This window comes from Actinoplanes sp. NPDC049118, assembly GCF_040648555.1.
Taxonomy (GTDB): Bacteria; Actinomycetota; Actinomycetes; order Mycobacteriales; family Micromonosporaceae; genus Actinoplanes.
Window position 1 is genome coordinate 10,599 of the sequence record NZ_JBEZDY010000019.1, and the last position, 22,369, is coordinate 32,967.

The 22,369-nt window shown below is 70.0% G+C and carries 19 protein-coding genes and 1 pseudogene; 8 read left to right on the forward strand and 12 right to left on the reverse strand.

Annotated elements, in window-relative coordinates; all coding sequences use genetic code 11:
• The first annotated feature begins 129 nt into the window (after positions 1-129).
• The 3 genes from AB0B58_RS27640 to AB0B58_RS27650 all read left to right on the forward strand — a co-directional run bounded on the left by AB0B58_RS27640 (position 130) and on the right by AB0B58_RS27650 (position 6,686).
• Positions 130-4,647 (forward strand): fibronectin type III domain-containing protein, encoded by a 4,518-nt coding sequence (locus AB0B58_RS27640; protein ID WP_360229417.1) that lies wholly within the window; start codon positions 130-132, stop codon positions 4,645-4,647.
• 467 nt (positions 4,648-5,114) lie between these two features.
• Positions 5,115-5,660, forward strand: coding sequence for a hypothetical protein (locus tag AB0B58_RS27645; protein ID WP_360229419.1), 546 nt, complete (start codon positions 5,115-5,117; stop codon positions 5,658-5,660).
• 717 nt (positions 5,661-6,377) lie between these two features.
• Positions 6,378-6,686 carry a hypothetical protein gene (locus tag AB0B58_RS27650; RefSeq protein ID WP_360229421.1) on the forward strand — a complete coding sequence of 103 codons (309 nt, stop codon included), beginning with the start codon at positions 6,378-6,380 and terminating at the stop codon, positions 6,684-6,686.
• A gap of 706 nt (positions 6,687-7,392) precedes the next feature.
• Here the strand turns inward: AB0B58_RS27650 and AB0B58_RS27655 are convergent.
• Positions 7,393-7,740 carry a hypothetical protein gene (locus tag AB0B58_RS27655; RefSeq protein WP_360229423.1) on the reverse strand — a complete coding sequence of 116 codons (348 nt, stop codon included), beginning with the start codon at positions 7,738-7,740 and terminating at the stop codon, positions 7,393-7,395.
• A 358-nt stretch (positions 7,741-8,098) separates the two neighbouring features.
• On the opposite strand from AB0B58_RS27655, the gene AB0B58_RS27660 reads away from it, so the two are divergent.
• Positions 8,099-8,650 carry a hypothetical protein gene (locus AB0B58_RS27660; RefSeq protein WP_360229425.1) on the forward strand — a complete coding sequence of 184 codons (552 nt, stop codon included), beginning with the start codon at positions 8,099-8,101 and terminating at the stop codon, positions 8,648-8,650.
• 685 nt (positions 8,651-9,335) lie between these two features.
• On the forward strand, positions 9,336-13,025 hold the full coding sequence (locus AB0B58_RS27665) for a CHAT domain-containing protein (protein WP_360229427.1): 3,690 nt from the start codon (positions 9,336-9,338) through the stop codon (positions 13,023-13,025).
• A 15-nt stretch (positions 13,026-13,040) separates the two neighbouring features.
• Here AB0B58_RS27665 and AB0B58_RS27670 read toward each other — a convergent pair whose 3' ends face one another.
• The 4 genes from AB0B58_RS27670 to AB0B58_RS27685 form a co-directional block, all read right to left on the reverse strand.
• Positions 13,041-13,814, reverse strand: coding sequence for a hypothetical protein (locus AB0B58_RS27670; RefSeq protein WP_360229429.1), 774 nt, complete (start codon positions 13,812-13,814; stop codon positions 13,041-13,043).
• A gap of 13 nt (positions 13,815-13,827) precedes the next feature.
• Positions 13,828-14,052, reverse strand: coding sequence for a hypothetical protein (locus AB0B58_RS27675; protein WP_360229431.1), 225 nt, complete (start codon positions 14,050-14,052; stop codon positions 13,828-13,830).
• 82 nt (positions 14,053-14,134) lie between these two features.
• Positions 14,135-14,701 (reverse strand): hypothetical protein, encoded by a 567-nt coding sequence (locus AB0B58_RS27680; RefSeq protein WP_360229433.1) that lies wholly within the window; start codon positions 14,699-14,701, stop codon positions 14,135-14,137.
• A 139-nt stretch (positions 14,702-14,840) separates the two neighbouring features.
• Entirely contained in the window at positions 14,841-15,251 is a 411-nt protein-coding gene (locus tag AB0B58_RS27685) for a cytidine deaminase (protein ID WP_360229435.1), read from the reverse strand.
• 167 nt (positions 15,252-15,418) lie between these two features.
• Between AB0B58_RS27685 and AB0B58_RS27690 the strand changes: the two genes are divergently transcribed.
• Positions 15,419-15,814 (forward strand): hypothetical protein, encoded by a 396-nt coding sequence (locus tag AB0B58_RS27690; RefSeq protein ID WP_360229437.1) that lies wholly within the window; start codon positions 15,419-15,421, stop codon positions 15,812-15,814.
• Positions 15,815-15,873: 59 nt separating this feature from the next.
• On the opposite strand, the gene AB0B58_RS27695 is transcribed toward AB0B58_RS27690, so the two are convergent.
• The 4 genes from AB0B58_RS27695 to AB0B58_RS27710 form a co-directional block, all read right to left on the reverse strand.
• Positions 15,874-16,389 carry an SRPBCC domain-containing protein gene (locus tag AB0B58_RS27695; protein WP_360229439.1) on the reverse strand — a complete coding sequence of 172 codons (516 nt, stop codon included), beginning with the start codon at positions 16,387-16,389 and terminating at the stop codon, positions 15,874-15,876.
• On the reverse strand, positions 16,386-16,706 hold the full coding sequence (locus AB0B58_RS27700; protein WP_360229441.1) for a metalloregulator ArsR/SmtB family transcription factor: 321 nt from the start codon (positions 16,704-16,706) through the stop codon (positions 16,386-16,388). Before AB0B58_RS27700 ends, AB0B58_RS27695 begins: the two co-directional genes overlap by 4 nt.
• Before the next feature lie 79 nt (positions 16,707-16,785).
• On the reverse strand, positions 16,786-17,169 hold the full coding sequence (locus AB0B58_RS27705) for a lipopolysaccharide assembly protein LapA domain-containing protein (RefSeq protein ID WP_360229443.1): 384 nt from the start codon (positions 17,167-17,169) through the stop codon (positions 16,786-16,788).
• Positions 17,170-17,257: 88 nt separating this feature from the next.
• Positions 17,258-17,857 carry a DNA-directed RNA polymerase II gene (locus tag AB0B58_RS27710; RefSeq protein WP_360229445.1) on the reverse strand — a complete coding sequence of 200 codons (600 nt, stop codon included), beginning with the start codon at positions 17,855-17,857 and terminating at the stop codon, positions 17,258-17,260.
• Between the two features lie 101 nt (positions 17,858-17,958).
• Between AB0B58_RS27710 and AB0B58_RS27715 the strand changes: the two genes are divergently transcribed.
• Positions 17,959-19,200 (forward strand): GNAT family N-acetyltransferase, encoded by a 1,242-nt coding sequence (locus AB0B58_RS27715; protein ID WP_360229447.1) that lies wholly within the window; start codon positions 17,959-17,961, stop codon positions 19,198-19,200.
• 293 nt (positions 19,201-19,493) lie between these two features.
• A pseudogene (locus tag AB0B58_RS27720) lies at positions 19,494-19,688 on the forward strand (hypothetical protein); the annotation flags it as partial.
• 3 nt (positions 19,689-19,691) lie between these two features.
• On the opposite strand, the gene AB0B58_RS27725 reads toward AB0B58_RS27720, so the two are convergent.
• From AB0B58_RS27725 to AB0B58_RS27735, 3 genes are read right to left on the reverse strand one after another with little or no spacing between them, the layout of a single operon-like run.
• On the reverse strand, positions 19,692-20,165 hold the full coding sequence (locus AB0B58_RS27725; RefSeq protein WP_360229449.1) for a ribose-5-phosphate isomerase: 474 nt from the start codon (positions 20,163-20,165) through the stop codon (positions 19,692-19,694).
• Between the two features lie 24 nt (positions 20,166-20,189).
• Positions 20,190-21,110 carry an alpha/beta hydrolase gene (locus AB0B58_RS27730; protein WP_360229451.1) on the reverse strand — a complete coding sequence of 307 codons (921 nt, stop codon included), beginning with the start codon at positions 21,108-21,110 and terminating at the stop codon, positions 20,190-20,192.
• Between the two features lie 34 nt (positions 21,111-21,144).
• On the reverse strand, positions 21,145-22,335 hold the full coding sequence (locus AB0B58_RS27735; protein WP_360229453.1) for a DUF1015 family protein: 1,191 nt from the start codon (positions 22,333-22,335) through the stop codon (positions 21,145-21,147).
• Positions 22,336-22,369: the final 34 nt, after the last annotated feature.

Sequence of the window (22,369 nt, forward strand, 5' to 3'; positions counted from 1 at the left end):
GCTCACCGTTGCGCGCCCGCATTCCTTAACCGGTGCACACGCGGCGATCCCCTATGCCCTCAGAAGAATCGAGAAGAGATGAGACGCCATCTTTCCGCCTTACTGGCCTGCGTCCTGATAGGACTAGGCGTGCAGGTGGCGGCCCCGTCGTCGCCGGCCTTGGCGGACCTGCCCGCCGGCGGGATGACCGCGCCCGACGTGAGCGCAATGTTCGGCACCTACGGCGACACGAGCGGCCGGTGGAACGGCGGTGACGCCACGGCGTCCGTGCCGCTGCCGGACGGCCGGCTGGTGTGGCTGTTCTCCGACACCTTCCTCGGCCCGATCAACCCCGACGGCAGCCGCCCGCGGAACACCCCCATGGTGCACAACGCCATGGTGGTGCAGAGCGGGGACCAGATCCTGGAGACCCGCCACGGCGGGACCACCGCGGCACCCACGTCGCTGGTCGGCGCCGACACTGACGGCCAGAACGACAGCGCGGGTTACTGGGTGGGTGACGGCACGGTCGAGGGCACCTCGCTCCGGGTGCTGTTCAACCACTACCGCAGGACGGGCACGGGCAGCCTCGACGTGGCGCTCACCGGAACCTGGCTGGCGACCTTCGCGCTGCCGTCGCTGACTCTGCAGAGCCTAACGGACCTCAACAAGGGCACCAGGGTCACCTGGGGGTCGACTATCGTCGAGAGCACCGACTTCACCTACATCTACGGCACCGAGTTCGCCACGGACGGCACCAAGTTCATGCACCTCGCCCGGGTGCCGGCCGGTGGCATCTCGGGCGCCTGGCAGTACTGGACCGGGTCCGCGTGGACATCGCAGCTGAACGATTCGGGCCGCATCATGAGCGGGGTCGGCACCTCGTACGGGCTCCAGCAGATCGGCGGCCAGTATGTGCTGATCACCATGGACACCAACCTGGTCTTCAATCCGACCGTGGTGGCCTACACCGCGTCGTCGCCGGCGGGTCCCTTCACCGGCCCGCAGATCGTGCACACCGCTCCGGAGTCCCGGGCCGGCGTGATCGTCTATGAGACTCGCATCCATGCCGCCCTGGCCCGACCTGGCAAGATTTTGTTCTCCTACAACGTCAACGACCTGACCGACGACGGGAACTACAACGACGCGCGCTCCTACCGTCCGCGCTTCGTCGAGGTCGCGTGGCCGTTGCCCGCGCCCGACCCGGCCACTGTCCCGGCCGCGCCGGCCGACCTCGCCGGCACCGTGGACGACCAGGGAATCGTCAAGCTGTCCTGGTCCGCCTCCGCGTCGGCAACCCGCTACTGGCTTTACCAGCAGGATCTGACCGCGGGCCAGACCCACATCGCGCGGGTCCCCGACAACCTGACCGGTACGTCGATCGAGCTGCCCGGCCTCAAGAACGGCCACCAGTACCGGTTCGCGGTCTCGGCGGCGAACGCGAGCGGCGAAGGCCCGCGGTCCGCGCCGGCCACGGTGACCGCGACGGTGCCCAAGCCGCCCGCGCCGGGCAACGTGAACGCGGTGACGGACGCCGCCGGACGGGTCACCGTGTCCTGGGCGGCGCTCCCGAACGCGTGGAGCTACCAGGTCTTCTACCGCGACGTCACCGCAGGGGAGGCGGCGTTCCAGGAGCAGGCGAAAGTCGACTGGTCGCAGACGAGTCAGGGACTCGACTGGCTGACCAACGGTCACGAATACGAGTTCTACGTGACGGCGGAGAACGGCGGCGGCCAATCCGACCCGTCGACGAAGGTGCGCGTTGCGGTCCGCTACGACGTCTCCGCCGCGCCGACCGGCCTGAGCGCCGCGGCGAAGCCGGACGGCTCCGTGCTGCTGCGTTGGTCGGCACCGGCACCCGGCCTCTGGTACTACATCTATCAGCGGGATGTGACCGCGGGTGAGGCCGAGTTCACCCAGCTGGGCATTCCGGTCACCGCCGGCACGGAGATGACGGCCGGCGGGCTCACCCACGGCCACAGCTACGAGTTCGCGGTGGCCGCCATCAACGGCGCCGGCGAATCACCCCGATCGACGGTCGTCACCGCCGCCTCCACCTATCCGGCGCCGGCCGCACCGGCCGGGCTCAAGGCCACTGCCGCTCCCGGCGAGGTGAAGCTGACCTGGACCGATTCCGGGGAGGACTACTGGCACTGGGTCTACATGCGCGACGTCACCGCCGGTGAGACGGAGTTCGCCAAGCTCGAATACCCGGCCAGCGAGGCCAGCACCTTCACCGCTGGTTACCTCACCAACGGCCACACGTACGAGTTCAAGATCGCGGCGATCGGGCAGGGCTCGGTGGTCGGGCCGCTCAGCGCGGCGGTGCAGGCCACGCCGAGGGCGGCGGTGCCGGCCGCGCCGACGAACGTCGCCGCCGCCGCCAACAGCGACGGCACCATCGGGGTGACCTGGACCGCACCCGCGGCGGGCCTCTTCTACGTGGTCTCCTTCCGGGATGCCACGGCCGGGCAGGACTGGCAGCGTGCGCAGTACCCGACCGAGGGCACCAAGTTCACCGCCGGCTACCTCACCGCCGGGCATCGGTACGAGTTCAAGGTGCAGGCGAGCAGCGACGGCGGGGAGAGCCCGGCCAGCGACGTCGTGTCGGCAACCAGCAAGATCAGCCCACCGGCGGCGCCGACCGGCCTGACCGGCAGCACCGACGGTGACGGAAGGATCGACCTGAACTGGGACGCGCCCGCCCCGAACCTCTACTACTACGCTTACTACCGGAACGTCACCGAGGGAGGTGCGTTCGTGCGCACGGTCTATCCCTCGGACAAGCTGAACGTGACGCTCGGCGGCCTGAAGAACAACCACGTCTACGAGTTCAAGGTCACTGCGGCGAACGGCAGCGGTGAGGGGCCGGCGTCCGCGACCATCCGGGTCACCTCCAAGGGCGGCCTTCCCCTGCCGCCCACCATCACCTCCGCCGTGGCCGGCGACGGCAAGGCAACGGTGCGGTGGACCGCCAGCGCGACCGCCAACGTCTACTACTGGGTGGAGTACCGGCCCACCGGCGGCACCTGGAAGCGACCGGCAAGCCCGGTATCCACCTGCTGTGTCAGCGACGTCGGCTTCCTCAGCAACGGGACGACGTACGAGTTCCGGGTCCGGTCGACCAACAACATCGGGGACAGCATCGCCTCCGAGGTGAAGACCGCGAAGCCGATGCCGCCGCTGCCGGCGGCGCCCAGCGGGCTGACGCCCACGCCGGGAGACGGCAAGGTGACGTTGCGCTGGACCGCCAGCTCGACCCCGAACGTCTTCTACCAGCTGGAATACCGAACGAGTGGCGGCTCCTGGCAGCGGATCAAGGATCCGATCTCCACGTGCTGCACCTTCGTCGCGGGCTACCTCACCAACAACACCGTCTACGAGTTCCGGCTGCGCGCCACCAACGCGGCGGGCGAGAGCGGCTACACCGGGACCGTGACGGCTCGGCCGATGCCGCCGACACCGCAGGCACCCAGCGGGCTGAGCGTGACCGCGAGCCTCGGCGAGGCGTCGTTGCGCTGGACGGCCAGCCCCACCCCGAACGTCTACTACTGGGTGGAGTTCCGGACACCGGGCGGTGCCTGGCAGCGCGGCAAGGCCCCGGACACCACCTGCTGCACCGCCAAGGCGGGCTATCTCACCGCCTCGGCGTACGAGTTCCGGGTCCGCGCCACGAACGCCGCCGGCGACAGCACACCATCCAATGTGGTCTCGGTGACGATGCCCCTGCCGCCGGCGCCGACCGGAATCTCATCGGTGCCGAACGGGCCGTACGGCGTGAAGGTGACGTGGAACGCGGTTCCCGGCGCCGACAGCTACATCGTCTACCACGGGGTGTCGGGGTCCATGATCTCGATACCTTCTCTGAAGCCACTGGAACTGCCCGTGCTGGGCGGTAACAAGACCACCTTCACCGGTGGCTATCTGACCCAGGTCGGCATCCACTTCTGGGCGGTCGCCGCGGTCAAGAACGGGCGGGTCGGGCCGAAGTCCGGGATGGACACGATGTCTCCGCTGATGGAGAACTCGCTGTACCGTGAAGCCCGCTGGCGCTACTTCAACGGCCCGGCTCCCGGGCAGCACACCAAGGGTTTCATCCCGGTCAAGAAGGCGAGCGTCGACTCGGGGATCGTCGTGGCTCGCGCCTACATCGGCGACAAGGGCGCCTACATACCGATCAGCGACGGGCGCTCCGAGTCCTCATCCGGCCCATTCGCGAGCGCGCGGATCCATGTCGCCTGGGACACCGACCGGGGGCTACTCGGGGCCCTGGCGCAACCGAGCTGTGTGCTTATCGCCTGCAGTAGCGCTCTGCCGATCAGCTTCAGGTACTCCGGCGCCACCGACACCCAGTCGACACCCAGCAACTACGTGTGGACCGACGCGACCGGGGACGATGCTCTCCGATTCCACTGGAAGGCCACCAACTCCGACACCAACAACCTGTGGCGCCTGGGGTGGCACATCGACACCGAGGTCAACCTCGCCAAGGGCTCCGGCACGAACATGTCGGCAAGCCTGCGGACCGACCATTTCCCGTCCTACGAGGTCATCCAGTATCCGCACTATTCGACGAACGGGTACCCGGCCTTCGACACGCTGGCCGAGTGCGGCCAGTACCAGATCGTCGGCCTGTCCGACTCGCCGTCGGAGCGGCGTAGCTGCTGAACCGGCGATGAGGTGCCGGTCGACGTATGTCGACCGGCACCCTGGTGGAATGGCGCCGGCAGCGTCAGCCGGCGCCATCCCGCCGCAACCGGGCGTCGGAGGAAGGGGCCCTGGCCGTCGCGTTACACGACGACCCGGGCCCCGGCGGCGGACTTCGGCGGCGGGTGCCTGCCGCTCATGAAACTCAGGCAAGGGTGGCGACGAGGATCGCCTTGATGGTGTGACGGGCAGGGCTCCCGGGATGGCTCGGATGAGCCGCCCGCCCCGGTTCCTCATACATCAAGGTCGAACTGTGCGGACACCGACGCCGGGGTGACGACGCGGTCGAACACACTAACGGGCCTGGCCGGGCGATTTCGCCCGGCCAGGCTTCCGTCACATCTGGCTGATCGTCAGTGAATGACGATGTTGTGCTCCGATTGGCGCCAGTTCCGCCCGTGGCCGTTCCAGCGGTGATCGTTCCGCCCGTGGCCGTTCCTGCGGAAGTCGTTCTACCCCAAGTCGTTCCCGCCGAAGCCATCCCCGCCGAAGCCGCCCCCGCCAAAGCCATCCCCGGCGAAGCCGCCCCCGGCGAAGCCATCCCCGCCGAAGCCATCCCCGGCGAAGCCATCCCCGGCGAAGCCGCCCCCGCCAAAGCCGCCCCCGGCGAAGCCATCCCCGCCAAAGCCGCCCCCGGCGAAGCCATCCCCGCCGAAGCCGCCCCCGCCAAAGCCATCCCCGGCGAAGCCATCCCCGCCGAAGCCATCCCCGGCGAAGCCATCCCCGCCAAAGTCGTCCCCGCCGAAGCCATCCCCGCCGAAGCCGTCTCCGCGTTGGCCGTGGTTACGGCAGTGGTTGTCGCGGCGGCAGCCCCCCTGCTGCTGCTCGGTGGCGGAAGTAGTGCTGGCCACGGAACCGGAACTGTCCGCGGCAAACGCGGGTGTCGCAAGGGCGAGTCCAGTGCCGGCGGCCAAGCACAGCCCGGCCAGGAAGACGCTCGCACGTCGCATGGAAATTCCTTCCAAGTGAGGTAGTGACACCCGTAAGCGTGGCCCCAAATCGGGTGAAGCGGGCGAGTTCGGGAAAATTGGGATTGAAGTGCCACTACCGGATGAACGCACACTGATCGCTGCACGAAGGCGACACCGACCCTGGTATACCGGCGCGGATCGCTCGATGCTTCACCGGCACCGGCACCGGCCCTCGCCGCCGCCGTGAAGAACCGGCTCAACGAATGCCACACCACACCGGGCCTGCTCGACGACCATCTCACCGGAGCAGGTCCAATCTCCACCAGCAACGGCCATAACCCCGACCGCGAAAGGTGTCTAGAGATCCGGACGCCGCCAGGGCCTGCACACATCACCCCCATGTAGTCGATGATCTCTGTGTGCTGCCGTCGTCTCGGCCGAACACCGTGCCGCGGATGCCGTCGAGCTGCCCTCGCCAACCGGAGGATCTCTAAGCAGCCGATCGACTCTGAGCGTCGAACTGAGTGTCAATCGGTGCGATCTTTACGGGACGCGGGCGGACGTTCGCGGACGCTCAAGCCCAGGTCGGCTCGGTCTATGCCAAGGTCAGCTCCCCTTGATTGTTGCTTCGAGACGAAGGAGTCGAACTCCCCAACGGCGGGGCCGGCGGAGCTGGAGATGCATAAGGCATCAGGATGGCAAGACCGATGACTGAGGTTCGATCTGATGACCTCGGCTACTGAGCGAGGACGATGCCTTGATGGCACGGAGGGGTAGAAGGTGGATGCGCGCGGGTTCTCAATACGTGGCGGTATCCGGGTCGTCCCTAAGGTTGGGGGTGGCTTTCGCGCCGACTCCGGCTGGCCGATGGCGAGGCTACGGGCGGACCAGGACTCCATCACGCTACGGGAGATCTGGGCCGGAACCTTGGCGGTCACCGCCGACAATCTGATCGCAATCCGTCGATGGCGCGAAGGTGGGTTGGAGTTCGAGGTCGCTGATCACGACGAGTTGTGGATGTTCCGGACGCTCAATGTCGACCGGCTCGTCAACCGCTTGGCGGCGCTCGGATGGATCGTCGAACGGTGACGGCATCAGATCGAGTGGGTGTCTAACTGGGTGACAACCATCAGTCGTGACGGGACATCGTCAGTGACGTCGTCAGTGACGTCGCCACTGCCGAATTGCTCTCGTTTGGATCAGGGCGCCGCAAGGGCGGTGGGCGTCAGTCTTGCTACTCCGCCTCTCCGCCGTCATCGGTTCCGCGATCGCGCTGCCGCGCCGCTCCCATCGGCCTCCGGGCCATTGGCGCCAGCAGTCGTGATCAACTGGGGCGGTCAGCGGGCACGAGCGGGCGGTTGGTCACCGATGCCGAGCAGGCGATTCAGCCAGATTTCCCCAACGGAGAGGATCTTCCAAAGTGACTACGCGAGTTCGATTGCGGTGCCCTGCTGCTCGGAATGTCGGCGACGGGCAGGCTGCCCGGACAAGGCCCGTCGGTCGGTGCAACGGCCGCGGTCTCCGCCGACCCGCCCGCTTCGTAGCGGCAGGTTGGTCATAAGGCGGGCCGGTGGCCAGTCCTCATCAGGTTGCGCGCCGCCACGCCCGTCACCGACTCGTCGCCGCTCGCCCATGGCCGCCAGCGCCTCACAAGGAACGTCGTCGATTCGATTCCGACCGAAGGCTCACCCATGTGGTCGGCGAGGTCCACAAGGGCCGGGTTAACAGGGCCTCATCAACGATGGGCTCCGTCGATCTTGCCGAGCGCCCTGCTGCGTCGCATCGGGGTTGCGTGTCAGGTGCGCGGCACCATCGCGGTCAGGTCGAGCACTGCGTCGGCGAGATTGGGCCGGGTGCGGAGCAGATCCTCGAGGCGAACTCTCCACTTGCCGGCCTCGACGTCCATTACGTACCGGTCGCCACCAGAGCGAATTAGGCCGTCAAGCAATCGCTCATGGGTTTCCTCCAGCTGCGTGAAGGTTTCTGGTCCGAGCCGGTGGTAAACGTGGTCGGCGAAAGCTTGATAGTTCGGCGTCTGGGCGATGCGGACGAAGGCGCGGGCGCCGTCCCAGGCCACCCGCGGCTGGTGAATCACCGTCGGTGTCATGTGATCATCATGGACCCACACTGCGATGAACGCCATGACCAATCAAGGTCGCTATGGGCTCGTCCGGCCGACTCCGGCACTGCGGGCGAATCCCGCTGAATGTGGGGAATTGCATGTGGCTGGCATTGGGGGCATGACACGCCAGTCGACGACGCAAAGCGCGCCCAGAGTGCCGAGAACGACATGAGTGGCCCGAGCACTCGCCGTGTGCAACCAAGAATTCGGTACTCCTGGCCTCTCCGAACTTCCGCCTGGCTGCACCCATGATCAACCCCCGATGTCTGATCTTCAGATGACGTACCGGGCAGGACGACTAGGCCCCAGATCGCGGACCCCTGCGCAGTAGTTCCTGTGAATGCCCGTCCGGCGGCGCCTGCTCGGGGATCGTGGGCTCATGCAGGTTCTACTCGACCAGGTAATCCCCGTGGCGTACCGCTTGTTCCGGGTTCGGAGCGTCGATCCGAACGGGCCGGATCTGGAGGATTGGGACGAGGAAGACGATGAGGACGACGACCGGTCGGACGACCTCGGCATGGATGGCCAGCAGAACGGCCTCTGCGGCGCAGGCGTACCCGGCCAGCTGACGTTCATCACCGGCACGCACACCGGCGATGTTCTGTTGCGTATGGAGCTGCACGAGTGCGAACCGCCGCTCGACGCGGCGTCGTCAGAGGTGGTTGAGGTCTCGTTCGCCCCCGCAAGCCCGGACACGTGGTTCGCCCCGTGGGAAGGCTCCGGCTCCGAACTGGCCCTGGAGCAGCGTGACTATCGCGTGCGGTACTCCGCCGCCGGCTTCGACAGCGAGGACGCCGAGGAGACCGGAGCGCAGGAGCGTTACCTCGTGCAGTTCTGGCCGGCTCCGCCGGCTCCCGACCAGGTCGTCCGCCAAACCAGCGAGACCGCCGCATATTGGCATCGGACAGCCCGCGAGGGATCTCCGGGCTAAGGTCGACGCACGTCGATTCGGCGGGAGGCCGAGGCCACCCCCATGCCCGCGGCCGTCCGCCCCGGCCGCTGGTCGCGCGCCAAGACCTGCCGGCCGGGCCTGGCCTGCCGCCGCGCATCCTCCGCAGCTCGAAACCGCCAGCGGATCGCTGCGCAACTTGGTAGGCCGCCGAATCAGCCTCGACCTTCGTCAACAGCCTTGCCGCTGTTCGCACAGTGGCGAGCCGTCAGCTGCACGAGTCGCAAATCCCGGTCTTGGGGAGTTGCACGAAGCATCTCGGGCATGACGGACGAGGGGCCGGCACGGGAGGGTGCGCCCTGCCGCTCGGATGATCAGCTACCGGCGCGGGTGTCCGGACCGTCAGGTCGGCGTCACGTCGATTGCAGCACCCGACGCGACCGTAGCCCTCCTGTGTGGATGCCCGGGAGGCCGACGCTGCCGTACCCAGCACCCGGCGGAGCGTCACGCAGCGTCCATGAGAGCTCCCGCGATGGGGCGGGCCTGCATTGTGGATGGCCGTGTGGGTGGGTTGGGGTGTCCGGGTAGCCGACTCTGGTTGTTTGCCGGTTTGGTGTTGACTGAAGGATCGCTGCGGGTGATCGACAGGTAGTGCTGCGTAGTCGGGACGGGTGCGATGTTGACATTGCAGGTGAGTCAGTCGGCGAACGCCGATGGATCGCACCGGGTGCAGGCCACGCTGACCGGCGGGCGGGTGAGCGAGCAGGCGGTCAGCCGGGTGGAGTTCACGATGTCCGCCGCGGACCGGGAACGGGTGCGCTGGTATCTGGAGGACTTCCTGGAGTACCCGGTGCAGCCGGCGCCGACCATCGCGGCGGGGGTGGAGAAGCGGCTGGCCGAGCTCGGTGAGCAGCTGTTCAGCGAGGTGTTCGACGGCCGGGACGGGCAGCGGTTGTGGGGACGGCTGCAGGATCGGCTGGCCGAGACCCGGGTGGAGATCGCCAGCGACGTCGAGGACGCGACCGCGCTGCCGTGGGAGCTGTTGCGCGACCCGGCCACCGGCACCCCGCTGGCGTTGGAGGCGGCCTCGTTCGTACGGGTCAACCAGCGGCCGGCCCGCCCCCAGCGGGAACCGTCCGGGGGAGATCGGCTGCGGGTGCTGCTGGTGATCTGCCGGCCGGCCGCGGGGGCGGATGTGCCCTTCCGGTCCGTGGCCAGCTACCTGGTGCGGTTGAGCGCCGATGCCCGGCAGGTGTTCACGCTGGATGTGCTGCGGCCACCGACGTTCGCCCAGCTGGAGAAGGTGCTCAGCGACGCCAACCGGGCCGGCCGGCCGTATCACGTGGTGCATTTCGACGGGCACGGCACCTACCTGAACACCGACCCCTCCGGCGACGACACCGCCGATGACGAGGACGGCGGGAACAACGGGTCGGCGGGCGGCGGGTTCAGTCCGTACCGGTTCCAGCGGTTGAATCTCGTTTCACCGCCGCGGGCGGGTAGCCACGGCTACCTGTTGTTCGAGGATCCGGGTCACGAGGACAACGAGCAGTTGGTGGACGGGCCGGCGTTGGGTGATCTGCTGGCCCGGACCGGGGTGTCGGTGCTGGTACTCAACGCCTGCCGCTCGGCCTACGCGGAGGCACCTACCCGGCCAGCCGTTGCCGAGGACGGCGCCGGCAGCGCCGAAGCGGACATCGGCGCGGAGGCGGCGGAGGGGGATGTGCACGCCAGGGTGCGCGGCTACGGCTCGCTGGCGTTGGAGGTCACCGACGCCGGCGTGCCGGGGGTGGTCGCGATGCGCTACAGCGTGTACGTGGTGACCGCGGCCCGGTTCGTCGCCGACCTGTACGCGGCGCTGCTGGACGGGCAGCCGTTGGGCGCGGCGGTGACGGCCGGGCGGCGGCAGCTGCACGCGCAGCCCAGCCGGCAGATCGCCTTCGACCCGCGCCCGTTGCAGGACTGGTCGGTGCCGGTGGTCTACGAGTCGGCGCCGATCGCCCTGTTCACGCCGGCCGCCCAACGGCAGGTGACCATCCGGGTCGGCCAGCCCGGTCAGCAACCCGCCGCGGGTGAGCCGGCCGGGGTTTCCGGGTTGCCGCGCCGTCCCGACGTCGGGTTCTTCGGCCGCGATGAGACGCTGCTCGCCCTGGACCGGTCCTTCGACGACCATCGGATCGTGCTCCTGCACGCATACGCCGGGGCGGGGAAGACCACCACCGCAAGCGAGTTCGCCCGCTGGTACACCGAGACCGGCGGGCTCGCACACCCCGGCCTCGGCGCCGGACCGGTGATCTTCTCGTCGCTGGAACACCACACGCCGCTGGCCCGGCTGCTCAACCAGCTCGGCGAGGTGTTCGGGCCGCTGCTGGCCGGCAACAACATCGCCTGGGCCGCGCTGGACCAGGCCGGCCGCCGCGACGTCGCCCTGCAGGTGCTGCGTCAGGTGCCGGCGCTCTGGATCTGGGACAACGTCGAACCGGTCGCCGGATTCCCCACCGGAACGCCGTCGGCGTGGACCGGCGCCGAGCAGGCCGAATTGGCCGACTTCCTGCGCGACCTGGCCGACACCCAGGCCAAGGTGCTGCTCACCTCGCGCCGCGACGAACACGACTGGCTCGGCCGGCTTCCGGCCCGGGTCCGGTTGCCCCGGATGCCGATGCGGGAACGCATCCAGCTCACCCAGGCCCTCGCCCACCGGCACGGCCATCGGATCACCGACGTGCACGATTGGCGGCCGCTGCTGCACTACACCGCCGGCAACCCGCTGACCATCAGCGTGCTGGTCGGCCAGGCCCTGCGCGACGGGCTGACCAGCAAGACACAGATCGACGCGTTCGTCGCCCGGCTGCGCGCCGGCGAGGCGCCCCTGGACGACGACGCCACCCAGGGCCGCACCAAATCGCTGGGCGCCTCGCTCGCCTTCGGCTTCGAGAACGCGTTCACCGACGGGGAACGCGCCCAACTCGCCCTGCTACACCTGTTCCAGGACACCGTCGACGTCGACGCTCTCATCGCGATGGGCAATCCCGCCGAGGATCTTCACAACGGCGCGGCCCTGCCCGAACCGGCCGCGCAGACCCGCGAAGCCGGCATCGCGCTGCTGGACCGGGCGGCCGACATCGGCCTGCTCACCCCGCTCGGCAGCGGCTACTACGCCATCCACCCCGCCCTGCCCTGGTACTTCACCCACCTGTTCACCACCCACTACGGCGCCCCACACACCCCCACCGCCCAGCGGGCCGAGCACGCCTACACCGACGCCATCGCTTCCATCGCCAACTACTACCACGGCGAGTACAGCCACGGCCTGCACCAGATCATCAACACCTTGGCGGTTGAGGAGGCCAACCTGCTGCACGCCCGCGCCCTGGCCCGCGGCAACCACCGGTGGAGCGACGTCATCGGCTGCATGCAAGGCCTGCGCGTCCTCTATGACTACTTCGGTCGGGGGGCGGAATGGGCCCGGCTGGTCGAAGAACTCGTCCCCGACCTCGTCGACCCCGCCACTGACGGGCCACTGCCCCACCGCGACAACGAATGGGATCTGCTCAGCGACTACCGGGTCAAGCTCGCCCGCGACCGCCGGGACTGGGCAACCGCCGAACGCCTGCAGACCGCCAATGTGGCCCGGTGCCGCGACCGCGCCGCCGATGCTCTCGCCATTCGACCCGACCAACTCGACAACCTACAGCGCAACCGAATCCGCAGCCTCGCCGTCAGCCTGGAAGACCTCGGACATGTCCTGCGGGAGCAGCAACGCGCCGACTGCATCCCCTCCTATGAGGAGGCCTTTGGCCTGTTCCGACGCATCGGCGAGCGCCGCGGCGAAGCCATGGTCGCGTTCAACCTGGGACACGCCCACATCGAAATCCCCGGACTTCGCGACCTCGACCAGGCCGAACGCTGGTACCGCCACCGCCTCGACCTCACGGACGAAGACGATCGACTCGGCCAAGCCCGCGCCGTCACCCAACTCGGCCACGTCGCATACGAGCGCTTCCGGGACGCCTATGACGCCGACGTACCCGAGCAGGTGCGGGACGACCACCTCAACAACGCTGCCACCGCCTACCACCAGGCCCTCGACCTCACTCCCACCGACCACCTCAACGACCGCGCCATCAAACACGCGGCACTCGGCTCGATCTACGCCGCCGCCGGCCGCATCGACACCGCACTGAGCCACTTCCAGAAAGCCATCAAGAACTTCGAAGACACGCAGGACCGGTACTCGGCGGCACGCGCCCGCCACAACGCCGCGGTGGCGATCTTCAAGGCGGGCCGACACGAGGAAGCACTTCTCTACGCCCAGGCCGCCCTCCGCGACCTCAAGAACCTGGGCACCGCCGCAACCGCCGACAGCGAGTACACCCAGGAGCTGGTCGCCGCCATCGAACAGGTCACCGGAAGCTGATCGGGTCGGCTGTGCCTACCGCCGCTCGCACACCACGGTCGGCCGAGAAGGCGGCACTACGGGCACCAGCCGCGCGGTGCAGCGCCGGTCCGCCAGGGTCGCGGTCAGCTCGATCGCGGCGTACCTGGACACCCCCGCCACCTCGGCGGTCGACGCCACCGACGCGGTGTCACCCGCCCGCGTCACCGACTGGACGAGGATCGTGCGGGAACCGGCCGCATCGACGCCGACCACCTCGGTGTACAGCGTCTGGCCAGGCGTCGCCCCGGTGAATCCGACCTGCGCCGTGAGCTTCGCGTCGGTGCCGGTGCCGGCGATCTGCGCGGACACCGCCGGCTCGTCGGCGCCGCCGGCGCCGATGAGGACCACGAGCGCCGCCGCACCGGCCAGCAGCACGGCGACGAGAAGCAGCACCCCGCCCGCGATCACCCCGTACGCCCATCGGAACTGCCGCCGGTACCACTCCTCGACCTCCAGCACATTTGCCGGGGTGAGCGCGGGCGTGAATCGCAGCAGCATCGAAGTCAGGGCCACCACGATGGCGAACAGGGCCGCGCACACCGCGGCGATCGCGAGGGTCTTCGCCGGCGTGGACCGGTCGAGTTTTGCGCCGGCCACCAGGCCCAGTCCGGTCAGCAGCGAGCCGACCAGGCTGACGTTTGTCACGATCTGCTTGGCGCGCTCGTCCACCCGGGCCAGGGACTTGGCGGGCGCGAGTTCCGCGCCCGCGGCGGCCCACATCCGGCTGCGCGCGCTCACCGGGCGGCTCACGCCCGCCGCGTCCGTCATCGGTGCCGACCCCCTACCTGGAGTACCGCACCTGGCCGGAGACGCTGACGTCATGCGGCGCGGTGGTACCCGGGCAGGTGACGATCACTTCGAAGGGGCGAAGGCCGCGCTTCCTGAATGCCACCGGGACCTGTTCGGCCAGCTCCTCGCGCACCTGATCGGTCAGGTCCCGGTTGTCCAGGTGACACTGATATGTCTGCGGAGCGAGCTCGGCCACGGGATCAGTACCGTCCGGCATCCGGCGATGCTCCCACGATGCGCGCCTGCCACCGGTGTCCGAAACCCGACAGCCGCGCCCGAACGGCAGGTCGGGGCGCCCCTCAGCCGGCGTTGCGGGCGACGGAACGCCCGAGTTCGAAGAGGACCTCCTGGGTGATGGCCGGGTTCTGCTCGGTGATCGTCAGCTTCGCGGCGCCGACGCGTACGGCCAGCTCGGTAACGCCCGACTCCCTGACCGACGCCTCGTCACCGATGCCCGGCACCCGCTCGGAGACGAACCACTTGAACTGCTCCTTGGCCTCTTCCGCCGTGGCATAGGCCTGCACGCCGATGGTCAGCCCGCCGTAGTGGCTGTCCGTGGGCTTCTCGACGATCCAGATGCACCGGTCCGGCGTGTTGGTGCGGATCGACACCGCCAGGCCGGTCAGCTTCTTGATCTCCGCGATCGTGAGCAGGTCGCAGGCGTCCGGCGCGGTGACCTTCGCCGCACTGTCCGCGGCCGGTGTGGTCGTCTCCGCCGTGGCGTCCGCGGTCGGCACGGCTACGGGGGCGTCCACCGGCCGCGCCGACGTCGTCTCGCCGCCCGCGTCCCCGCACCCGCTCACGACGGCCGTCAACAGCAGAGTCGCCAGCGGGGCGCTGAGGGCGTTGAGCCTGCCGTTCTTCACAGTCGTCTCCGATCAGTCCGCGCACGCCCGTCGGGGTCGGCGCCGGCAGAAAAACCTAGTGCCGGGCGACCCGCGACGGGGATAGTGCGAATGGCATATTCATCCGTCCGCCACCCGGCGATCACCCGTCGTAGCCGGGCTACGGCGTCCACATCGTGGCGAGCGGTACGAGGTCGCGGATCCACACGCTCCTCGGTCCGTCGGGCGTCGGAAGGATCACCCGGATGTCCGGGTGGTAGTCGATGAGGATCTGGCGGTCCCGGCCGCAGGGTCCGACCGGTCCGCGCCCGAAGTTGCCGACCGCCACGATCGTCGTCAGCAGGCGCGCGCCGGACGCCCGGGCGTGGCCCAGCGCGACGAGTTCGGCGCACGGTCCGCCCGTGAAGTGGTAGAGGTTGATTCCGCCGAACATCCGACCGTCCGCGGCACGCACCGCCGCGCCCATGGTGTGTACGCCGTCGACGCCGTCGGTGTTCGCATCGACGATCCCGCGTGCATGCTCGACAAGTTCACGATCATCATCGTTGAGGTCACGCATCGACGTCAGCACCGCGTGAGATTACTTCCCGTGCAACACGGCCGGCCCGGCCGGTCATAGGTGGGTGTGACGGCGTGGCGTCGCCGGGCGGACACCCGGGCCGTCGAGGGCTCGATGCTGCCGTGGTTGCTGGTGGTCGCCACCAACACGGCACGCACCGAGCGGCGGCCGGCGAGGAGGTGAGCGGTGGCACCAGCGGCGAGTGTTGGCGATCGCGGGACTGGATGCCCGGCCCGGTGCAGGTGGTGAGCCTCTCGTCGACCGAGGTCGACGGGGGTGAGGTCATCGTGGCGGGACGGGTCAGCGACCGGGTGCAGCGGCTCGTGCTCGATCACGGAAACGGTCGCACGACGACGGCACGCGTCGAGCGCGGCGTTTTCGGGCTGATCAGCGGGGGCTCGGTCACGAAGAACGCCGAACTCGTCAGCATCGGCGAAGGCGGCGGCGGGATCGGGCGCCGCCGGTTGCTCCGATCGTTCGATCGGGTCGACCGGTGCTATGCCGACCCGTCGGGAGAGGTGGTCTACGGCGAGGCCGGCTCGCAGTGCCTGCCCGCGGAGCCCTGGACCCGGTAGGAACCACGGCGGCTCGAACACGAGATGCCGGCCCCCTCGCGGGCCGGCATCCCGTCCGGTCAGCGGGCGCTGAGCGGCGAACCCGTCTCGAGCAGCGACTTGAGGTCGCTGAGCACCCAGGCCCAGCCGCCGCCCCCGGCCTCGTCCAGCGGCGAGCCGGCCACCATCGTCGCCGTCGCCGGCGCGTCGACGAGTTCGTGGGTGACGGTGACCCGGCAGACGCCGGGCTCCGACTTCAGCTCCTCGATCAGGTAGGTCAGCTTGGTGAAGGGCTCGGCCGCCGTCGTCGGGTCCATGAGCATCCGCCAGGTCTGCACCAGCAGCCGCGGCGGGTCGCTCTCCAGCACCTCACCGTCGACGATCGTGTCCGGGATCGGGAAGCCGTTCTGCCGGCCGAACTCGCGCATCTCCTCGGTGGCCTCGGAGCGGTAGGCGCCACCGGGCTTGAGCTCGTAGAAGGACGGGGCCGCGTATCCGTACTTCCTCGTCCATTCGGGCTCCGTGATCGCGGCCCAGATCTTCTCCGGGGCCGCCTTGATCCACACGCGGTAGACCTGGGTGGTGGTGTCGGTCATGACTCTTCCTCCAACGATCTCTTGAGGTCAACGAGCGCCGTCACGTGACGCTCCGTGTACTTGTCGATCCAGCGGTCGTGTATCAGCCGGATCGGCACGGGATTGAGGAAGTGCAACTTCTCCCGGCCCTCCCGCCGCACCACCACGAGCCCCGCCTCCTCCAGCACTTTCAGGTGCTTGGACACGCCGAAGCGCGTCATCTCCACCTCGGACTCGAGCTCGGTGAGGGTGCGCCCCTCGCGGGCGAAGAGCAGGTCGAGCAGGAAGCGACGGGTCGGGTCGGCGAGCGCCTTGAACACCCGGTCGTCGTCCGCCATGACTCAAAGTTATGTGACCAAAAGGTCACATGTCAAGGCGTGAGGCGGTACCGCCGAGGAAAGCGGGGAACTCGACGGATCAGCGGCGGCGGACCAGCCGGCGCAGCTGGATGATCCGGACGGAGGCGACGGCCATGGCCACGAACGCGCCGCAGACGCCGGCGATCAACATCGCCAGCGCCAGGGAGATCTGGCCGTCCATCCAGAGGAAGCTGAGCCGGACGTTTCCGGTGTTCTGCGCGACGAAGATGATCAGCAGAATGAGCGCGACGGCGCCGGCCCACACCCCGAACCAGACCGCACTCGTACGCGTCCGCGGCACCGCCGTGTCCGGGCGCCGCGGCGGGGGTGCCTTACCGGCGCCCTCCAGGCCCGCGAGGGTCCCGGCCAGCTCCGGCGGCAGCGGCGGCGGCGCGCCGTCCTCCGGGGCGGCGACGGGACGATCCTCGGGTGGGTACGCCATAACTCACAGTCTTGCCCACGACAGCGCTCCGTCAACCCCGTTCACCGGCGTTGCCGCCGGCAAATCGACTGAGTCCGCCGGTACGGGCCTACCGGAACAGGTCGGCGACCCAGTTGAAGGCGGTCATCACCCACTCCGTCTGGCGCAGGTGTGCGATCCCCACGCCGACCAGGAAGAGCCCCGCCACCATGTGGGAGCCGCGCGCCGTGCGGCGGACCCGGCCGAACTGGCGTTCGAGCACCACCCGGCCCACCAGCCGGGACAGGACGAAAAGACCCGCGGCGACCAGCACCGACACGATGAACACCACGACCGGCGTGGTCAGGTCGCCGTCCGAGGAGATGGCCCAGATGCCCCAGCAGACGAACGCGAAGAGCAGGCCCGCGAAGCTCCACTCGCCGCCGCGGCGCAGCTGGCGCACGTGCCAGCCGAGCGGCTGCCGCTCCTGCGGCGCGTCGGCGCCCGGCCAGCCGGTGCCGGTCGGCTCGTGCTCCGCCGCGAACTGCTGGGTGCGCGGGCGCGGATTCACCGCTGCGCGACCGCTGGAGAACGGCGACGGCGGCACGGCCTGCGTCGGCGGCGGCGCGGATGCGGATTGCGGCACCGTCCGCGACGTCGGCTGCTCTGCCCAGGGATCCTGCGGCGGCATGTCCAGCGTCCGCTCGGGCCACTGCGGTTGCTCTGACATAGTTCCCCTCCCCCGGTACGGCCGGACACCGCCCTGCATCGAGAGTAACGACCGGGCAAATATCGGTCGCAGTAGCGCGCGGGTTCCGTTACACAAACACCATGGACGACTCTGCGATCCGGATCAGGATGGGCGACGCCGACGACTGGGCCGCGGTCTCCGCCCTGCTCGGCCACGTCTTTCACGAGGCGATCGACCAGCAGGCCAGCGAAGTCGAGGCCTCCGTCGTCGAGACCGACCGCACGCTGGTCGCCGACGACGCCGGCGCGGTCGTCGGGCACGCGGGGGCGTTCAGCAGGGAACTGACCGTGCCCGGTGCGATCCTGCCGGCAGCGCACGTGTCACTCGTCGGTGTCGCGCCGACCCACCGCAGGCGTGGGCTGCTCACCCGCATGATGCACCGGCAGCTGCGGGAGATCGCGGCCGCCGGCCGCGAGCCGCTCGCCGTCCTCTGGGCGAGCGAGTCCAAGATCTATCCCCGGTTCGGCTACGGGCCGGCGGCGCAGCGTCTCCGCATGGAGATCTCCACCCGGGAGGTACGCCCGCCCGCGGCGCTCGTGCCCGGTTCCGGTTCCCGGCTGCGCGTGGTGGCGCCAGCGGACGCGATCGCCGAGTTCGCGAAGGTCTACGAGCAGCTGCGCCCCGAACGCACCGGCTGGTCCAGCCGGGACGACCGGTGGTGGCGCTACGTGCTGGCCGACCTCGAGTCGCAGCGCGGGGGCTCGACCGCCCTGCACGGCGTGGTGCACGACACACCCGAGGGCCCGACCGGGTACGCCCTCTGGCGCGCCAAGTCCCGCTGGGACCGCCTGGGCCCGGACTGCGAGGTACAGATCCGTGAGGTCGTGGCCGCCGACCCGGCCACCTACGCGGCCCTGTGGAACTTCCTTCTCACGACCGATCTGGCCCGCTCCGCGACGATGCACTTCGCGGCGGTCGACGAGCCGCTGCAGTACCTGGTCGACGAGCCGCGCCGGCTCGGCAGCGTACTGGTCGACGGCCTCTGGATCCGCGTCGTCGACGTGCCGAAGGCGCTCGCCGCCCGCGCGTACGCCGCCCCGGTCGACGTGGTCCTCGAGGTCACCGACCCGCTGCTGGCCGCGAACGCCGGCCGCTGGCGGCTGAGGACCGACCCGGACGGCGTCGCCACCTGCACGCGCACCGACGACCCCGCCGACCTGGCCTGCACGGTCCTGGAGCTGGGCTCGGCCTACCTGGGAGCGACGTCGCTGGCGGCGCTCGGTGCCGCCGGCACGGTCCGCGAACTGACGCCGGGCGCGCTGCGCCGGGCCTCGACCGCCTTCGCCTGGCATCGCCTGCCGAATCCCACCGAGGTGTTCTGAGTGGGCCAGGCGGCGGTAGGTTCGGCGTCATGGGCGAAGAACCCGAACGTCGACGCCGCCGCTTGCGTCCCCCCTCAGCGGCCTCGGCCGCGCCCGCCGCGGCGCCCGACCCGGCCGCCGTCACGCCCACGCCGGCCGTGACCGGCGAGACCGTCGACGCGACGGCACCGGTGCTGGATCCCGTCACCGAGAGCCCGAGACCCGCGGCCCGGCCGCCCCGGGCCGCCGGCAACGCCTTCGCGGGCCGGCCCCGGCCCGCGCACGGCGCCCGGCCGACCTCCGGCGCGGGCGCCGGCGGCGACGACCAGTCCGAGCGAGGGCTGCGCGGCCTCGTCGGATCGGGTTCGTCACAGGTCAGCGTCGGCGCTGCGCTGCGCGCCCGGGACGCGGCCCGGCCGACCCCGGAGCAACTCGCCGAGGCCGACGCCGAACTTCCGATCGTGCGGCGCAACTGGATGCCCCGCGAGGACCTGCCCCGCAACAGGTAGGGCTCAGCTCTGCGGCAGCGGCGGCAGCACGCGGGTGCGCTCGTACTCGGCGAGCTGGCCGATGCGGCGGGCGTGCCGCTCACTGCCCGAGAACGGGGTGGTCAGGAACGCCTCGGCCATCGCGGTGGCCTCGTCCAGGGTGTGCTGGCGGCCGCCGATGGCGAGCACATTCGCGTCGTTGTGCTGGCGGGCGAGCTGGGCGATCTCGACGTTCCACGCCAGCGCCGAGCGGACCCCGGCGATCTTGTTGGCGGCGATCTGCTCGCCGTTGCCGGAGCCGCCGATGACGATGCCCAGGCTGCCCTCGTCGGCGACCACCCTCGCGCCGGTGTTCAGGCAGAACGCCGGATAGTCGTCCTCGGGGTCGTACCCGAACGGACCGACGTCGACGACGTCGTACTCCTGCTTGCTGAGGTGGTTGACCAGGTGCATCTTCAGCTCGTAGCCGGCGTGGTCGGAACCCAGATAGACGCGCATGACCCGCAGTCTTTCAAACCGCGATCAGAACGTCAGCGCGGCCCGCAGACTCGCGGCGATCTGGTCGGCGGCGGCACGCGCGGCGTCGAAGAGCGCGAGCTTGCGGGCGAAGCCGTGGTTGACGCCCGCATAGCGGACGTGCACCACCGGGACGCCGGCCGCCAGCAGCGCGTCGGCGTAGTCGGCGCCCTCGTCGCGCAGCACGTCGTATTCCGCGGTGAGCAGCAGCGTCGGCGGCATCCCGGCGAGGTCCGCGACCGCCAGCGGCGCGACGTCGGCGCTGAAGCGCAGGGCTGGCTCCGGCACGAAGGCCTCCCAGGCCAGCCGCATCCACTCGCGGTCGAGACCGTAGCCGCCGACCTCGTCGTAGGACTCCGACGCCGTCATCGGGTCGATGGCCGGGTAGATCAGCACCTGGTAGTCGAGCGGTGTGGCGGCGTCGCGCTGGCGCCGGGCCGCGACGGTGGCGAGCTGCCCGCCCGCGCTGTCGCCGCCGATCGCCAGCCGGGACGGGTCGAGGCCGAGGCCCGTGCCCTCCTTGCGTACCCAGGCGAGCACGGTCTCGACGTCGTCGAGGGCCGCCGGGAAGACGTGCTCCGGCGCGAGCCGGTAGCCGACCGACAACACCGCGCAGCCCGAGCGGTCCGCGATGCGCCGGCAGAGCCGGTCGACCGTCTCGACGCTGCCGTAGCACCAGCCGCCGCCGTGCACGTAGACGAAGACGGGCGCGCCGACGCCGGCCGCGTAGAGCCGGCAGGGCACGCCGGCCGCATCCACATCGACCACCACCGGCAGCGGGATCGCCGGGCCGCACTCGGCCTCGACGGACTCCTCCATCGCCTCGCGCGCGAGGACGAGCTGCGCGTGAGGGTCCACCGCCAGGACCTCGGCGCCCGGGCGACGCCGGATCGCCAGCGACGCCTCCACCTGCGGATGTAAGGCCATTCTTCCTTCTTCGGGTGGCGGTCGGTCGGAAGGATCAGGAGAGCTGGGCCAGGACGAGGCCGCCGCGGGCCTTCGGCGTGAACCAGGTGCTCTTGCGGGGCAGCTTCTGCCGGGCGAGATTCACCGCCACGAAGTCGTCGACGGTGACCGGGGCGATCAGGACCGCCAGCTCGGCGCGGCCGGCGTCGACCTCGCCGCACAGCCACTGCGCCGGGTAGTCGCCGCCGACGTACGAGATGCGCTTGTCTCCCGGGTCGAGCCCGAGGACGTCGCCGAGCAGGATCCGTTCGACCAGGGCGTGGTCGAGGTTCTCCACCGGGCTGCTGCCCTCGGCCGGCGGCAGCACTACGGAGAACGAGCGGCCCCCCGCGTACAGCTCGATGGTGCCCTTGGCGGGGATGGCCGCGGGGCGCGGCAGCTCCTCGACCCGGGCGCCGGCCGCGGTGAGGCGCTCGACGAAGCCGGCGGCCGGCAGCTCGCTGATCAGGCGGTTGTAGGGCTGGATCGCGACGGACCCGGGGGTGGTCACGACGGCCAGGAAGCGCGGCAGGCCGCCGGTCTGCGCGGCCAGGCTGCGGTGGTTGCCGTCGGCGACGACCAGCTCGCCGCCGCCCGCGAGCGCGGTGAGCTCGTCCTGCAGCGGGCCGGGGGAAACCACCCAGATGGCGTGCGTGCGGCCGCTCTGGTCGGTGTCGGTCGCGGCGGGCGCACCGGCGGCGTCGGTGGCCGCGGCGAGCGCCGCGTGCAGCTCCTCGCCCCTGCCGGTCTGCAGCAGCAGCACGGGCGAGAGCAGCGTCTGCAGCGTCTCGGCCAGGGCGACGCGCTCGCGCACCTTGGCGATGAACACGTCCTCGTTGCGGATGACCAGGCCCGGCTCGTCGGCGCTGGTGGAGATCTGGTCGGTGTCGACCATCGACCACAGCCCGTAGGCGGCGGGGTCGCCGGGCGCGGTGATCCGGTAGAGGACCACCACGTCCTCCGCCGACGAGTAGCTGCCCGCGGCCTTCTCCTCCGCGAGTCGCGCGGCGGCGTCGGGCAGGCAGTCGGCGAACGCCTTACCCACGGAGTCCGGCGCCCGGTGTGGCATCTCGATGGCGAGCGCGCTGTGCGGGTTCGCGGCGATGATCGCGGTGATCTCCGCGTCGTCGGCGAACTCGTCGTAATTCTGCGCGCCGGTGCCGCCAGTGGTGATCCAGGCCCGGCTGATCGGGTGCACGACCGTCATGCCAGCGAACCTACCGCCGGGGTGTGACGGCCGT